This is a genomic window from Thalassospira sp. UBA848 (assembly GCF_002295455.1).
Taxonomy (GTDB): Bacteria; Pseudomonadota; Alphaproteobacteria; order Rhodospirillales; family Thalassospiraceae; genus Thalassospira.
The window spans coordinates 3782-18193 of sequence record NZ_DBGS01000043.1 but is presented as its reverse complement, the minus strand read 5'-3'; the positions used below and the strand labels follow the sequence as shown (position 1 = coordinate 18193).

Sequence of the window (14412 nt, the reverse complement as noted above, 5' to 3'; positions counted from 1 at the left end):
CTCGGTACCGGACAGGTTGCCAGACGATGCCTGAACAGCCAGCGTTTTCATACGAACTAGGACATCATCAATGGTTGCCATGCCGCCATCGGCGATCTGGAGCATTGAGTTGGCCTGGCCAACGTTAACGGTTGCGGTTTTGAGAGCCTGGGTGGTTGCGTTCAAACGCGCACCGATGGCCATGGAGGCGGCATCATCACGTGCAGAAACAACACGGGTACCAGAGGAAAGTTTGGACAGCGAACGGGTCGCCATTTCGTCAGAAGCAGACAGGTTACGGTGAGCAACGTTGGCTGCATAGTTGGAAATAATATTAAGAGCCATTTTGGTTCTCCTACTTGGATAGCTGGAATGGTCTAGTGCCATTCAGGAGCTGGCGACATTGCCAGCACTGTACGCGGAGCGATCTTCTTGATCATTCGAGTACAAATTTATCAACGAATTAATGTATACCTACGTATGGTTTTGCTGTCTAGCAAAAAATAAACGAAAAATTAACTTAAGGAAAACAATGGGATATCAGGTGATCGTGTCTGTTCTTGTATTCCTTTTGTAGGGGGCGTCAAGAAAGTTACCGAGCATAGACTTGGTTCGATGCCCGGATTCAGTGGGCGTTCAAGCTAGGGTTTAGGCTGCTCATCTCTTGAAAAATAATGTTCCTGGCATGGGCGTTATCATTGTTTGCAGGCGGCATACTTCAGGAAGAGGCAGAAGCCGCACAAAAAAACGAACGGCGGCAATGAAACATTGCCGCCGTTGTGGGGTAACTTTGTGTATCGCGGTTCGCCTGTGGGCTTAACCTTGAAGCAGACGCAGCAGGTTCTGCGGCATCTGGTTTGCCTGTGCAAGCATTGCGACACCCGATTGAACCAGGATCTGCTTGGAGGTGAAGTTGGTCATTTCAGCCGCAACATCAAGGTCAAGCAGGGTGGAGCGGGCAGACTCGGTATTCTCCTGAGTGGATGCGAGGTTTTGCCCTGCGAAGTCCAGTCGGTTCTGATAGGTACCGATGTTTGCGCGTGCGCGCTGCAGATCGTCAATGGCGCGGCTGACAACTTCGACCGCGTTCTGGGCGTTCGCCGCTGTATCAATGGCGTTGGCTGTCAGGTCCGCAATTGAGTCTTGTGTCCCGTTCGAGCCAGAACCAAGCGTTTCTGAATCTACTGCGGTAAATTCAATTGCCAATCTGTCATTGGCTGTGTTGCCTGCACCAACCTGGAAGTCAACGCTCTGCTGTAGCTGTTGTCCATTATCAGCGGCCATGGTGACCGTGTTGTTCGTGGTGTCAACGTTTGCCGCAGTAAAGGCGGTATCACTACCGAAGTCCTGGCTGCCGCCGGTACCTGCACCAACTTCGGTTACGGTGGCTGAGAAGTTGGTGTTGACCGTGAAGGACAGGCCAAGTTCATCAAAGTTCAGGGTTGCGTTTTCACCTGCACTGATTGCCGTGGTGCCGCCAGATGCATAGTCCGAAACGTCAATCGACTGGGACCGGTCAGTAGCACCGTCAATGGTGCTGGTGACGGTCATAATGATCTGGCCGCTGGCCAGCTCGTTGATGTCGACCGAGAAATTGTTATCGGTAAGGTCGGTATCGGTGTCCGTTGCCCAATAGTTGTTATCAGTGATGGCAAAGGCGTCAAAGCCGGTCGCCGGGACCAGTGCAGCGCCGCCAGCACCCGAGGCAAGATCACCGAATTCGAGTGCAACATCGCCACCATCACCCAGCAACTGAATGCCGTTGAAGTTGGTAGAGGATGCAATGCGGTCAATCTCGTCGCGCAGCTGAACGAATTCATCGTTCAGGAATCCACGTTCAGTGTCGGACAAGTTACCCGACGAGGCCTGAACAGCCAGCGTTTTCATACGCACCAGGATGTTGTCGATGGTTGCCATGCCGCCATCAGCGATCTGGAGCATCGAGTTGGCCTGGTTAACGTTTACCGTGGCGGTTTTAAGAGATTCCGTCGTTGCGTTCAGACGTGCACCGATGGCCATGGATGCAGCATCGTCACGTGCCGAAACAACGCGGGTACCAGACGAGAGTTTTGCAAGCGAGCGCGTCGCCATCGTGTCCGAAGCAGTCAGGTTTCGATGGGCGACGTTCGCTGCATAGTTGGAAATAATATTAAGAGCCATTTTATTCCTCCTACACGGATAAGAAAGAATGGCTCAGGCCATTCATTCCTTCGGCGACATTGCCTTGTGGAACAGTAAAGCAATGCGCGTGCCAGTATGCTAGGCAAAAATTACAGGTCATGCTGCACAGAGTATTTTTCGTTCGGCAATATATGCTGCCAGGCGACTTGGCGGCCTGTATCAACAAGGATAGGCGCACGCAGATTTGTCGACATCGTGATGCCTTCGCCGCCAGGCGCGCTTCGAATAGTGACAACCATCAGAATAGCCATGTCCGCACTGTCGATGGCGAGGCTTTTCTGCGCGGTCATCAAGTCTTTGTCTGCGTAAACGCCGCTTTCCATATTATAGGGTGCGACGATGAAAGACAGGCTGGCATCTGTCAGGCTTTGATAAAGCTTGAACTGATCCAGGGATGTGTTGGGAATATTTGCCAGTCCGAAGACATGGTGTTCAGGAAAGCCGAGAAGACCTACTGGCATATAAATGCCCTTGTCCCAGCTAAACTCGATGTCGCCGAAGCGTGTTTCCACGACAACGGATTCTGGTGTTTCATTCTCGGCGACGTTCTCGGTTTCCATTCCCGCAATTCTCCGACGGTCGAAAGGTTCTGTCTTTGATGCTACCTATAGTATCATTCTGACAAAACGGTTAATGACGCAATACTATCTATATCACAATCAACGCAAATAGTTAGCCAAAGATAAATCTGCGGCGCGCGAGATAGAAATAAAACTGGCCTGCAAGGCTGTTTCGTACTGGGTCAATTCCGCAAGCGTCAGCGGCACATCGACGGTTTCAATGTCGCTGATCGCCTGGGCCGCAAAAACCTTAAAGTCCTGATGGCGTTCTTCAAAACGTTCGACGTTGGCAATATCGAGACCGATTTGCCCCTGAACGTTGGGAAGATCATTGATGGCATCATTGATAAAGCCAAGGGCGGTAGAGAGCGCGTCCTGATTCTCAGTGCTTGCGGCAATACCAAGACCCTGTATCAGCTGCTGGAAAGCCGGATTTTCCGCCAGAATGCCATAGGACACGTCGTATTGTTCATCAACGCGCAGTTCCATGATCTGGTGGTCGCCCAGATAATAATCGGCATCCGGACGTGGATTGCCGATTTTTTCCATGCCGAGCTTAGAAAGAAAATCACCTGTACCGGTTTCGGTAATGGTGATCGAGCCATTGCCGACATTTTCAATGTTCAGCAGGGGTGTTCCCTCACCACCGAGACCTCGCAGTGATGCCATTGCACGGTTGGTCGTGACATTGTTGATGCTGTCCATGATGTCACTGATAGTGTCGCCAGTGGTATAGCCAACTGTTGAAGTCGAGCTATTGCCATCAATGTCGGTGCTGACGATCTGGATCGTTCCATTGGCCGTGACGCCCAGCGACGCAAGGGTGGCGGCTGCGGTAACTGAGGTATCAAGCTTGCTCATATAGTTGTCAGGCGCCCCGATCTTTTCAATATCGACGGCAGGTTCTTCAGAGCGTCCACCTGCAAAAAGGTAGCGTCCGTCAAGGTTGGTATTGAGAAGATTGGCAATCTGTTGAAGGGCCTGATTGGCTTCCTCGCGAATGTTGACATCGTCAGCCTGTTGCGCCGAGCTGGCCTGAATCATCAATGTCTTCATCTGGGTCGCGATGGTCAGCATGCTATCGACAGCTGTTTCCATGCTTTGCAGGCGCAATTTCCCCTGCGTTGTATTGCGCAGGTACTGTTCCGTGCGGGTATATTCGCCTTCAAGATTGAGCAGGCGTTGCGTACTATCTGCTATCCCGGCGTAATTGCGCGACTTATAGCCACTCGACGCCTGATTTTGAAGGTCGGTTACACGCGCTGCGTTCCGGAGTGCAAGGTCCGAAAGCAATGTGTGGTTCGTATATGTAGCGACACGCGTTACCATGACAGCCTCACTTTACAAGCTTGCAGTTTAAACTGCATTGAGCAATGCATCAAACATTTCATCAACCGTGGAAATTACCCGTGCGGTTGCGGTGTAGGCGCGCTGAAAAACAACCAGATCAGACATTTCTTCATCCAGGTTGACACCAGCTTCGTTCTGAATGCGCGTGCTGAGGTCAACGACCAGATTGTTCTGGAAGTCAAAAGAGCTCTCGGCAACGCGGGTCTTTGTTGCAGCGGTTGCAACGATGCCGGCGGCATAATCGGTCAAGGACGTGCGTTCACCTGACAGGCCATCAGTTGCTTCGAAATCAATGTCCGAGCGTTCAAAGGCATTACTGATCGAATTGGCGGCACTGTTGTCGCCCTCATGCACCCCGAAATTGATCCCGAGGCCAAGAATGGTCGTCAGTGCATCCGCATTGGGAAGCCCGTCATCACTGAAATAGAAGGGGTCGCCATCGGCATCGATCACGTGCAGTTTGTAGCCGCCAAGCTGACTGTCGAACTTGACTTCGGCAGTGATGTTGTTGTCGGTCATGGTTGCACTGTTGTTGATCGCGTCCGCGATATCCTGCAGCGAAGTGTTGGTGTCATAATTGATGTTAACATCCGTGAAATTGCCACTCACGGTCAGGGTGTAATTCAGCGGTGGGGGCGTGGTCGGCCCCAGGCCGTTAATGGCAGCGTCAGGATCAATGACTGCTGTTGACGTATTGTAGGTATCTGCGTTGAGCTGCCCACGCACGATCCTGGATGGGTCATTCTGGATCGCGGCGGCAACGTTCATGTTACCCGACAGGGACGGGCGATCCTCGGTAAAGCCGATCTTCGAGGACATCGTCCCCGAATCATTGATCGTCAGGTTTGCGTTATATTCAACGACCAGACGATAGCGGTTGCCGTCTTCAACAATGAACGCTGCTTCTTCAGACGCAGCAGCAGTCATGCCTGCACCCTGAAGTGCTGTACGAATGCTATCGCGCACGTCTTCAAGTGAATCAGTCGCGGTATAGTTGACAGTAATGCCGGCCCCGGCCAGCACCCCGGTGCCCGCGCTGATGGTAAAGGAGCTCGCCGTAACGCCCAGTGCATCGGTTGAGCTGCTTTGCGGCGCAGAGGTCATCGTGTCGGACCGTTTGGTGGTCGCGATGAAATCATTCAGACCAAAATAGTGCGATGCGCCCTGCTGGCGGCCGTCGCTTAGCGTGATCTGGCTGTCGAGTTCGTTGATGGCCACACGGTTACCGTCCTGGCCTTCGATTACGAGCCGGTCATCAACCAGAGATGCGGTCAGATAAGAACTCGCATCCGATGCGTTAATTGCGTCAACAATACCCTGAACGGTCGCCGGGGTGGTTGGCAGTTCGATATCGGCCCAGCTGTCGGTTGCAACAAGGTCGCCATTCTGATCAAGAGCGGCTACGCGAAATGCACCGGTTGCAGTCAGCGGGTCGCTGCCAGCGACTGTACGTGTACCTGAAAGGTTGGCTGGTGGCGGGAATGAGGTACCCTTGTTGTGTTCCTCATTGATGGCATCGCGCAGTTCGCCAGCCAGCTCGTTGATCTGGTCATTCAGTGCCGGAATTTCGGAATCACGCATCTCAAACAAGCCCTTGAGCGTGCCCGTACGCAATGTATCGGTGATGTCTTCACCGTCAAGCGAGACGCCCGAACCACCTGTGCCCGGTTCAAAGCCGGCAGTCTGGGTGAAGCTCAGCGAATTCGGTGTGCGGTCCAAAAGCGTGTTCGCACCTGCCGCCGAGTAAACGACAATCGAACCGTCACTGCGGCTAAACGTGGTGATGTCGATGATCTTCGAAAGTTCGTTCAGTTTCTGGTCGCGCTGATCCTCGAGCTCCGTGGTCGGTTGCTCAAGGTTATTCAGACGGATGATGCCACTGTTAAGTTCCGAGATCTGTGTGAGCAGCGTGTTGGCAGTATTCACTTCGTCTGTGATCTGGTCGTCAATGTCATCACGCAGATCCTGAAGCTGGCTTGAGAGCTTCTCGAAAGATTCCATGACCTGGATCGCACTTTCGATGGCTTCGATGCGTGGCGAATTCTGATCCGGCGTCACACCAAGCTGTTCGAATGCATCGGCCAGATCATTGATGCGCTGACTGATCGCAGCATCAGATTGGGTCGTACCAAACAGCGTCTGAATACGCTGGAAGAACTCGTAACGGGCTTCTTCGCGGCCAGCTTTACCCAGTTCGCCGCGCATTTCACGTACCAGGCCCTCATTGACGTTGCGATAGATGTCGGCAACCTGAGAACCGGCACCGATACCGTCCAGCGTCAGGGTTTCCTGACCGGCGATCTTTTTGGAATAGCCCTCTGTGTTCACGTTCGAAATGTTCGATGACGTGATCGCAATACGGGCCTGTGCCGTGTTAAGGCCGGAGATCGCAGTATTGAGTGCCTGAGTAAGTGACATGATACTTGCCTTTACCCTTAAAGCGTTTCGTTGACGCTATAGGCGCCACCGGATTTGTTGATCGTGCGACCATAACCGCCAAGCGATGCCTTGCTGGTTTTCGCCGCGCGGTTATAGGTGGTGCATTCTTCCTTGGACTTTTCATTAACCGCGCGCACGATGGCCTGAACCACACGTTCGTTGGTTTCCTTGGCCGCCATAAGGGTGGACATGTTGCGTCTTGCGGTTTCCTGGAACTCGGCCTGCAGTTCGCGCAGTTCTTCACGTTCCTCTTCGGACAGAGCGCGAAGCTCTTCGCCACGGCTGCGCAGTTTTACGACAAGTTGCTCGTACTGCATCGACAGGGCAGATTTTTCCGACAGGAATTGCTCATATTCGGCTGATGTAAGACTGCGAAGTTCGCTCGACTCACGTTCCAGCAGGGACATAAGGTCATAAGTGACGCTTTTAAGTTCGGTAACCAGCTCTTCGGTGGTCATTTTCATCCCTCCTGGACTTTGAGGATTTCGCGGGTAACGGCATCTGCAATTCCGATGCCACCAGCGCGAGTCATTTCTTTGGCGTATTCGTCAACCAGCATGGAACGCATCATCGTTTCGCCATGCCCGCCGCCAAACATTTCGTTGGTTTCAATCCCGGAGAACATGTGGCTCAGCATTTGCCCCAGAAACATTGATTCAAATTCTTCGCCGGCCTTGCGTGCCTGTTCTTCGGTTTTGATATGGCCATCGGTGAGTGAATTCATCCGGGCCGCGATATTGTTGTGTTTGCCGTACTGTGCGCTTGCCTGTGCCTGCGCCATCAGTGCTGCGGTACCGTCGGTCATCATTACATCACCTCGATTTCAGCCTGCAGCGCGCCAGACGTCTTGATTGCCTGAAGGATCGTGATCATGTCGCGCGGACCAACGCCAAGACTGTTGAGACCGTTGACCAATTCCTGCAGGCTGACGCCACCATCCATGATACCCAGCTGATTGTCTTCGCCTTCATCGACTTCGATGTTGGTGCGGTCGACAACCTCGGTTGTGCCGGCCTGTGCAAAAGGCGAGGGCTGCGATACCTGCGGGGTTTCCGTAACACGGATCGTCAGGTTGCCCTGGGCAATTGCAACACGATTGATGCGGACATTTTCCCCCATGACAATCGTGCCGGTGTTTTCGTCAATCACCACACGTGCGATCTGATCCGGCTCGACGCGAAGCTGTTCGACATCGGTCAGAAGAGCGACGATGTTCTGGTTGTAGCGTTCCGGGATGCTCAGGCGCACCGTCCCCGGATCGCTCGGGCGGGCCGCGACTTCACCCAGATAGGCATTAATTGCTTCTGAAATCCGGCGTGCGGTGGTGAAATCAGGGTTACGCAACACAACCGACATGTCCTGCATGGAATTCAGGTTGAAGTCGATTTCGCGTTCGACGATACCGCCATTGGCAATTCGTGCCGAGGTCGGAACGCCTTTGACGATTGTTTCTGCATTACCGCCGGCCGAGAAACCACCAACAGCAAGGTTGCCCTGGGCAACGGCGTAGACTTCGCCGTCTGCGCCGACCATCGGGGTTACCAGCAACGTGCCGCCCTGCAGGCTTTCGGCAGTGCCAATCGCGCTGATATTCACGTCAATCCGTGACCCCTGACGCGAAAATGGTGGCAGGGTTGCGGTTGCCATGACCGCAGCAATGTTATCGGATTCCAGATCTTCGATTTGATCGCGGACGTTAATGCCAAGGCGCTCAAGCATCGCGACCATGCTTTGACGGGTAAATTCTGCATCGCCAAGGTCATCGCCGGTGCCGTTCAGGCCAACCACAAGGCCATAGCCAACCAGCATGTTGTCACGCACGCCTTCAAAATCGGCGATATCTTTGATGCGCGACTGTGCATGTGCAGGGCCAAGCTGCGTCAGGGCAAGCATTCCCAGCGTGAGCGTAACGGCCGCTTTTTGCGCTATTTTGCCAAGACCTGTGATCATACTCTTACTTCCGCTTTTACGTTGGATGCGTGGCATCCGGTAAATGAGGCGATTGATCGTAAACCGCGTTTGCAAACGTATTTGCGAAAACCGTGCCAACTGAGGCTTTGTGCCGCTGTGACGTTCAGGAAGCTGGAATGGCACAGAAATCCGCGCAATTTCCGGCAAGTTGCCGTGGTTCCGCTGCCCTTGTCCCGTCAACCCGGCATTTTTTTCCCGTTGCGCGTCTGGCCCGATTGAGGGAGACTCCCGATTGTTGGTCACACGGATGGTGTTCCATCTGACCTTTCGGGTATGATGCCCGCGTCCAATATGTGCAGTGCATATGTTTATTGAGCGCACCTATAACAACTGAGCGGGAATGGATCATGAAGGTAAACGGTTCCAAAGCTGCCGGTGCGGGGCCTACCTCGCGCAAGAAGGCATCCGGTGCGTCCGGCGGAAGCGGTTTTGCTGATACCATGCGTTCGCTTGATTCTTCTGGTGATGCCGTCGGAGCGGGCGGCGTTCGAAGCACCGGGACCGTCAGTGCGCTGGATGCGCTGCTTGCGCTTCAGCAAAGTGGTGATGCACTGGATTCGCCCAAAAAGGCTGCCATGTTGCGCGCCAAAAGCATGCTGGAGCAACTGGAAGCCGTGCGTGATGGCCTTCTGAGTGGGCAACTGTCCCCCGCTCGGCTGCAGCAACTGGTCGGGTTGCTTGATCAGCAGCGTGAAACGATTGACGATCCTGAACTTTCCGCAGTTCTTGACGAGATTGATCTGCGTGCACGGGTTGAGCTGGCGAAACTGGAAGTTTCAGGTCTGATCTAGCTGTTTGATTTGCGGTATTTTCCACTAAAAAATCGCAGAATTCTGCGCCATTGAGGGGTGGTTGACATTTATTTGTTCAATCGGCTTGCACCGTTGGCGTGTGCCATCTATATTGCCGCGCGATCGATGAGTCCTGTATAGAGGGCATACATGACTATCACTTTACCACCTGACTATCGTCCTGCAGAGGACGAAGAGTTCATGAACCCGCGTCAGCGGGAATATTTCCGGCAGAAACTTCTGACCTGGCGGGCAGAGCTTCTGCACGAATCTTCGGAAACATTAGCGAACCTGCAAGATGGCGGGCTTCAGGAACCGGATCTCACCGACCGTGCGTCGGCTGAAACAGACCGGGCACTTGAACTTCGTACTCGTGACAGGGCGCGCAAGCTAATTTCAAAAATTGATGCTGCTTTGCGTCGAATTGAAGACGGATCATATGGTTACTGCGAAGAAACCGACGAGCCGATCAGCTTGAAAAGACTTGAAGCTCGTCCGATTGCTACGCTGAGCATTGAAGCTCAGGAGCGTCACGAACGGATGGAGCGCACACGTCGCGACGATTGATCGCGCCGGGTGGAAAAAAAATGAAGGATCCGGCCTAGCCGATCCTGGTCATGCAACGACATGACATGGTGGGAGATACCTGGTTAGGGATAACCAAAATCAAAAGCCCGGCCTATTTGGCCGGGCTTTTCCTGTTTGGGGCGCTTTGACGCAAAAAAAAAGGCCACCCGAAGGTGACCTTTGAACGCTTCGTCATATGGTCAACCGGAACCCGGAAAACGGGATTGAGCCACAAGACTTTTCAAATGTTAGAACGGCAGAATGATGTCGAGAACTTCGCTGCCATAACGCGGTTGCTGAACATCGGAAATGGTTCCGCGGCCACCATATGAAATGCGGGCTTCGGCAATCTTGTCATAGTTGACTTCGTTGGCAGAACTTATGTCTGCAGCGCGAATGACGCCGGCAATCTGAACTTCGCGAATTTCGCTGTTCACACGAATTTCCTGACGACCGTGAATGACATAGTTGCCGTTCGGCAGAACCTGAATGACAATGGCCGCAACCCGCAAATCAATCGCTTCGTTACGATCAAGAGTTCCAGCACCCCGGTTTGACGTGTTGCTGTCAAAATCCAGCATGTTGGTCGGATCAATCGTTTCAGGCAGCACCTTGGTCATTTCGGCCTCAAGCCCGAACAGGTTCGGAACCGCAAGGTCTTCCGAGTTGGTGCGCGATCGCACCGTGGTGTTGGCAAGTGCCGCACTGTCCTGCATTTCGACAACCACGGTCAGAATGTCGCCAACCTGATTGGCGCGCTGATCCTTGAAGAAGGATCGGGCGCCGGAACGCCACAGCGAGTTTGGATTGCGTTCTGCGACCTGCGGGGCAGGCATCGGCAAGCTTACCGGGCGATAGGCCTCGGACTGGGTTGGGTTGTCTATGGATGACAATTTTGGCGGCTCACCAACTTCGGAAAGTCGTTTCATCGCGTTGCAGCCTGACAACAGTGCAGTCGCACCGATCAGGGTGCCGACAATGGCGATGCGTCGCCAAGATATCTGTGCATTTTTACCGGGCATGAATTCCTCCTGGGTTCCTGCATTCTGTAACGCAAGTACCGTGCCAGTTATCAGCCGACCCAAGAGGAAAAGCTTGCCGGGTTGGATGAGGATTTGCCGGATGTGACGGGGTGAATTACTGCGACATTGCCGGCAGGGCGCGAACTTCGTTTTCAGCAACGACTTCGACCTGAATGGTCTTGTTGCTTGACTGGTTCACCACACGAATGACGTCGCCGAGCGATCCGTTTTCCATCGCTTTGCCCCGTGCGGTCAGGGACATATTGGCTGTGACCAGTCGGATAATGACAAGCGACCCGCGTCGCACCAGGATAGGGTTGCTCAAATCACGGAACATCAAGGGTTCATTGGGGTTGCTTGGCCGTGTGACTTCTTTGCCAATAACGTCATTGATGTCGCGAATGGCTCCGGCAGGAACCCGTTCTGAACGAAATTCGCGGTATTCGACCTGATCGGCACGAATAACCGATCCACGTGATACCGGTTCGACCAGTACCGGAACATTTGTCAGCGGGTAATATTTGCCGCTGATCCGATAGGTACGTTGTTGGGAAGTTTGTGCAGCGGTTGTCACACTGGCAACAAACCGTTGGGTGCGCGAGTTGATTTCAAGCGCACTGACATCAATATTGCTGCGCGCGTCAACCGGCAGGTGAATTTGAAAATTCTCGCTCGAAAGGTCGACTGTGAACGGGCGCTCGATACCGTGATCCACCAGGGCAACTTCGACCGCATCACGGATTTCATCAATTGTGATGACCTGACTGGCCCGGGTGATCAGAACCTGATCGGCGGTCGTGCGCGGTCGCCATTCAATATCGTGGCGCTGCGCAATGCCGTAAAGCCAGCGATAGTCCAGAATGGTTTGTCTGCCCGGTTGCGGGGCATGTGCGACAGCAATGTCTTGCTGCTGGGGATCGACACCCGAAAACAGATCGCCAAGGGTTACATATTGCCCTTCGACGAGTGCATCGGGTTTGAGGAAGATGGAAGAACTGTTTGGTTGAATGTTGCGCAGGTCATTGCCTTGCGACGATTGCGCGAAGGCGGCCTCTGACAAAAGAGGCAGAGACGCAAGTGCCGACAAGATCGCGAAAGCGAGGAGTGTGTTCTTTATCTTCATCCACCCACAATACCACGGAACGGTATACATCGTGTAAAGACAGTTTGCGCAAGTGCGCGCGTGATGCGACGGCGACTTGCGCAAACCCAAAGCATGTTTCAGGCGGCGATATTAGCGCAGGTTGCTGACCGCGCTCATCATTTCGTCGGTGGTCGAGATTGATTTGGAGTTCATCTCGTAGGCACGCTGCGCCTTGATCAGGTTGGTAATTTCCTGAACGACGTTGACGTTTGAAGATTCAAGATAGCCCTGCTGAACCGTGCCAAAACCAACATCCCCGGGGGAGCCCACACTTGCGGCACCCGATGCCTCGGTTTCAAGGAACAGGTTATCGCCAAGGGCATTCAGGCCGGGTGGGTTGATAAAGGTTGCAAGCTGAATCTGGCCAAGGTTTTGAAGTGCGACCTGGCCATCAATCTCGGCAAAAACTTCACCGTTGGAGTTGATGGTGACAGAGCGGGCATTGTCCGGAATGGTGATACCCGGCTGAACCGCGAAGCCATCCTTGGTCACAAGGGCACCGTCAGCATCCAGTTTAAGGGTACCATCACGGCTATAGGCGGTTTCACCACTTGGCAGGTCAATCTGAAGATACCCGCGGCCCTGAATGGCAATATCAAGTTCGTTTTCGGTCATGGTCAGCGACCCCTGACCCATGTAACGACCGATTGCGGCGGTCTTCACACCAAGGCCGACCTGAACACCGGTCGGGACAATGGTGCCGGTGTCCGAGGACGGGGAACCTGCACGGCGCAAATCCTGATAGAGCAGATCCTGAAACTCTGCGCGCTGGCGTTTGTAGCCCGTCGTGGTCATGTTGGCGATGTTGTGCGAGGTGACGTCCACGTTGGTGGACTGTGCCTGCATCCCCAAAGCGCCGATATCAAGTGACCGCATCTGTCTTCTCCTTCGATTGCGCTGATTTTGCGCTAAATTTCCGTGTTATCGGGATCGCTGCCGATTAGGCGCGAACATCTCCGAGCTTGTTGATCATGTTGCGCATACGCTCGTTCTCGCTTTCGAGAGAACGGGTAACGGATTGATACGTGCGAAGAACATCAATCATCTGGGTCATTGCACCGATCGGATTGACGTTGGATTTTTCAAGTGCGCCCTGCACGATGCCCGGGTTCTCGACCAGTTCGACCAGATCCTGATTGTCCTCGCCTTCCGGCGCCTGATACAGCGTGTTGCCGGTAACGGTCATTTCCTGGACGTTGTCGACGGTCACGACCTGAAGTTTGCCGATCTGACCGATGTCGGTGGCGATGGTTCCGTCACCCTTGATTTCGATCTGGCCGTCCGCTTCGTTGAAGAACATGGGCTGGCCTGCATCGCTGAGCACCGGGAAACCGTCATTGGTAATCAGCTGCCCGCCCGGATCCAGCGAAAAGTTGCCCGAGCGGGTATATTGAACACCGGTCGGGGTTTCGACGGCAAAGAACATGTCTGGCTGGCTAAGCGCGACATCCAGGGGGCGGTCGGTATGTTCGATCGTGCCTACTGTAGTGTTGCGATACTGGGAGATATCCTGAACCAGCGAAATCTCGCGTTCGCCACGGAACGGCGCATCCTTGTTCTTCGCGATCCAGTCGGTGAACATCATGCGCTGTTCTTTGTAACCGGTCGTATTCATGTTTGCCATGTTCTGCGACAGGTTGGACATCATGCTGCGCAGCGTCTTTTGACGGGACAGTGCAATGTATGAAACGTTTTCCATGGTCGAAATTTCCCTTTCAGGACTGTAGCTTGACCATCAGGAATGCGATCTGTGTGCCAGTTTTGTTAAGCTGTTGATTTTATGTAGTTAAATGTAAGTTCGGCATTTGTTGCCGGGCGTTTTTATCGGCCTGTTGGCAGAAACTGCCGGAAAATTTTTGGGTTTCAGGAAAAGGATTGCCGTGATCGGGATGCGTGACGTGACCATCGGCAATTTCTTCCGGTGCGGACGGGGGGCGTGCATTGTTTTTATCGCGCGCCTGATACATATGGCGCAGAGATGCAAAAATTTCCGCCTGTCTCAAATCGTCAGTGGACGGAAACGCAACAGATTTTTAACGTGATAGCGTTATGGCTTTTAATCCGGCACAGTGTTTGCTGGATCAGGAAGACAGAACTTCAAACGCAGGAATTTGCGAAGCGATGGGTGACGACGTCGACGAAATTGAAATGGACGAAGGTGGCGGCGGCCGCAGCAAGAAAATGCTGATTGTGGTCGTTTTGCTTGTGCTGCTTTTGTTGGGCGGTGCTGCGGCGGCGTATTTCACAGGTCTGCTTCAGCCAGTGATCGACATGCTGACCGGTGGCGGTGGCGAGCAGACCGAAGAGGTCATCACTGAAGACTCCATTGAAGAAGCCCCGGGGGTGCCGGAAAATGTCGGTTTCGTGGATCTGCCTGAAATTCTGGTCAATCTGAATACCGGGGGTGG

Annotated in this window: 14 protein-coding genes and 2 pseudogenes; 3 read left to right on the top strand and 13 right to left on the bottom strand. The window is 53.5% G+C overall.

Features of this window, described 5'->3' with window-relative positions; all coding sequences use genetic code 11:
* The 8 genes and pseudogenes from B2R48_RS05695 to B2R48_RS05660 form a co-directional block, all read right to left on the bottom strand.
* Positions 1-324, bottom strand: a pseudogene (locus B2R48_RS05695) (flagellin); the annotation flags it as partial.
* A gap of 471 nt (positions 325-795) precedes the next feature.
* Positions 796-2139, bottom strand: coding sequence for a flagellin (locus B2R48_RS05690; RefSeq protein ID WP_213474581.1), 1344 nt, complete (start codon positions 2137-2139; stop codon positions 796-798).
* A gap of 110 nt (positions 2140-2249) precedes the next feature.
* The gene (gene fliW / locus B2R48_RS05685) at positions 2250-2720 is read right to left on the bottom strand and encodes a flagellar assembly protein FliW (protein WP_213474582.1); all 471 of its coding nucleotides are present in this window, start codon (positions 2718-2720) and stop codon (positions 2250-2252) included.
* Positions 2721-2819: 99 nt separating this feature from the next.
* On the bottom strand, positions 2820-4049 hold the full coding sequence (locus tag B2R48_RS05680) for a flagellin (RefSeq protein ID WP_213474583.1): 1230 nt from the start codon (positions 4047-4049) through the stop codon (positions 2820-2822).
* Positions 4050-4076: 27 nt separating this feature from the next.
* Positions 4077-6488, bottom strand: a complete 2412-nt coding sequence (gene flgK, locus B2R48_RS05675; RefSeq protein ID WP_062955466.1) for a flagellar hook-associated protein FlgK — start codon at positions 6486-6488, stop codon at positions 4077-4079.
* 17 nt (positions 6489-6505) lie between these two features.
* Positions 6506-6967: a hypothetical protein gene (locus B2R48_RS05670; RefSeq protein ID WP_114129862.1), complete on the bottom strand. Its 462-nt coding sequence runs from the start codon at positions 6965-6967 to the stop codon at positions 6506-6508.
* A 2-nt stretch (positions 6968-6969) separates the two neighbouring features.
* Entirely contained in the window at positions 6970-7314 is a 345-nt protein-coding gene (locus B2R48_RS05665; RefSeq protein WP_296998669.1) for a rod-binding protein, read from the bottom strand.
* 2 nt (positions 7315-7316) lie between these two features.
* A complete protein-coding gene (locus B2R48_RS05660; RefSeq protein ID WP_062955469.1) occupies positions 7317-8459 on the bottom strand; it encodes a flagellar basal body P-ring protein FlgI in 1143 nt (380 codons plus the stop codon).
* 368 nt (positions 8460-8827) lie between these two features.
* Between B2R48_RS05660 and B2R48_RS05655 the strand changes: the two genes are divergently transcribed.
* Together B2R48_RS05655 and dksA are read left to right on the top strand one after the other, a co-directional pair.
* Positions 8828-9271, top strand: a complete 444-nt coding sequence (locus B2R48_RS05655) for a flagellar assembly protein FliX (RefSeq protein WP_296998667.1) — start codon at positions 8828-8830, stop codon at positions 9269-9271.
* Positions 9272-9421: 150 nt separating this feature from the next.
* Complete coding sequence (gene dksA / locus B2R48_RS05650) at positions 9422-9838, top strand: RNA polymerase-binding protein DksA (protein ID WP_008890403.1); 417 nt, start codon at positions 9422-9424, stop codon at positions 9836-9838.
* A gap of 248 nt (positions 9839-10086) precedes the next feature.
* On the opposite strand, the gene flgH is transcribed toward dksA, so the two are convergent.
* From flgH to B2R48_RS05625, 5 genes are all read right to left on the bottom strand, one after another.
* Positions 10087-10860 carry a flagellar basal body L-ring protein FlgH gene (gene flgH / locus B2R48_RS05645; RefSeq protein ID WP_296998665.1) on the bottom strand — a complete coding sequence of 258 codons (774 nt, stop codon included), beginning with the start codon at positions 10858-10860 and terminating at the stop codon, positions 10087-10089.
* Between the two features lie 115 nt (positions 10861-10975).
* Positions 10976-11983: a flagellar basal body P-ring formation chaperone FlgA gene (flgA, locus tag B2R48_RS05640; protein WP_296998664.1), complete on the bottom strand. Its 1008-nt coding sequence runs from the start codon at positions 11981-11983 to the stop codon at positions 10976-10978.
* Positions 11984-12094: 111 nt separating this feature from the next.
* Positions 12095-12880, bottom strand: a complete 786-nt coding sequence (flgG, locus tag B2R48_RS05635) for a flagellar basal-body rod protein FlgG (RefSeq protein WP_062955472.1) — start codon at positions 12878-12880, stop codon at positions 12095-12097.
* Between the two features lie 64 nt (positions 12881-12944).
* Positions 12945-13703: a flagellar hook-basal body complex protein gene (locus tag B2R48_RS05630; RefSeq protein ID WP_062955473.1), complete on the bottom strand. Its 759-nt coding sequence runs from the start codon at positions 13701-13703 to the stop codon at positions 12945-12947.
* A 79-nt stretch (positions 13704-13782) separates the two neighbouring features.
* Positions 13783-13971 carry a hypothetical protein gene (locus B2R48_RS05625; protein ID WP_296998660.1) on the bottom strand — a complete coding sequence of 63 codons (189 nt, stop codon included), beginning with the start codon at positions 13969-13971 and terminating at the stop codon, positions 13783-13785.
* Between the two features lie 154 nt (positions 13972-14125).
* Between B2R48_RS05625 and B2R48_RS05620 the strand changes: the two are divergent.
* Positions 14126-14412 (top strand): annotated as a pseudogene (locus tag B2R48_RS05620) (flagellar basal body protein FliL); the annotation flags it as partial.

Excerpts from the sequence above, each read along its gene's own strand:
- flgA (WP_296998664.1), bottom strand. The coding sequence starts at position 11,983 with ATGAAGATAAAGAACACACTCCTCGCTTTCGCGATCTTGTCGGCACTT.
- B2R48_RS05690 (WP_213474581.1), bottom strand. The coding sequence starts at position 2,139 with ATGGCTCTTAATATTATTTCCAACTATGCAGCGAACGTCGCCCATCGA.
- flgK (WP_062955466.1), bottom strand. The coding sequence starts at position 6,488 with ATGTCACTTACTCAGGCACTCAATACTGCGATCTCCGGCCTTAACACG.
- B2R48_RS05665 (WP_296998669.1), bottom strand. The coding sequence starts at position 7,314 with ATGACCGACGGTACCGCAGCACTGATGGCGCAGGCACAGGCAAGCGCA.
- B2R48_RS05670 (WP_114129862.1), bottom strand. The coding sequence starts at position 6,967 with ATGACCACCGAAGAGCTGGTTACCGAACTTAAAAGCGTCACTTATGAC.
- flgG (WP_062955472.1), bottom strand. The coding sequence starts at position 12,880 with ATGCGGTCACTTGATATCGGCGCTTTGGGGATGCAGGCACAGTCCACC.
- fliW (WP_213474582.1), bottom strand. The coding sequence starts at position 2,720 with ATGGAAACCGAGAACGTCGCCGAGAATGAAACACCAGAATCCGTTGTC.
- flgH (WP_296998665.1), bottom strand. The coding sequence starts at position 10,860 with ATGCCCGGTAAAAATGCACAGATATCTTGGCGACGCATCGCCATTGTC.
- B2R48_RS05655 (WP_296998667.1), top strand. The coding sequence starts at position 8,828 with ATGAAGGTAAACGGTTCCAAAGCTGCCGGTGCGGGGCCTACCTCGCGC.
- B2R48_RS05625 (WP_296998660.1), bottom strand. The coding sequence starts at position 13,971 with ATGTATCAGGCGCGCGATAAAAACAATGCACGCCCCCCGTCCGCACCG.
- B2R48_RS05680 (WP_213474583.1), bottom strand. The coding sequence starts at position 4,049 with ATGGTAACGCGTGTCGCTACATATACGAACCACACATTGCTTTCGGAC.
- B2R48_RS05630 (WP_062955473.1), bottom strand. The coding sequence starts at position 13,703 with ATGGAAAACGTTTCATACATTGCACTGTCCCGTCAAAAGACGCTGCGC.
- dksA (WP_008890403.1), top strand. The coding sequence starts at position 9,422 with ATGACTATCACTTTACCACCTGACTATCGTCCTGCAGAGGACGAAGAG.
- B2R48_RS05660 (WP_062955469.1), bottom strand. The coding sequence starts at position 8,459 with ATGATCACAGGTCTTGGCAAAATAGCGCAAAAAGCGGCCGTTACGCTC.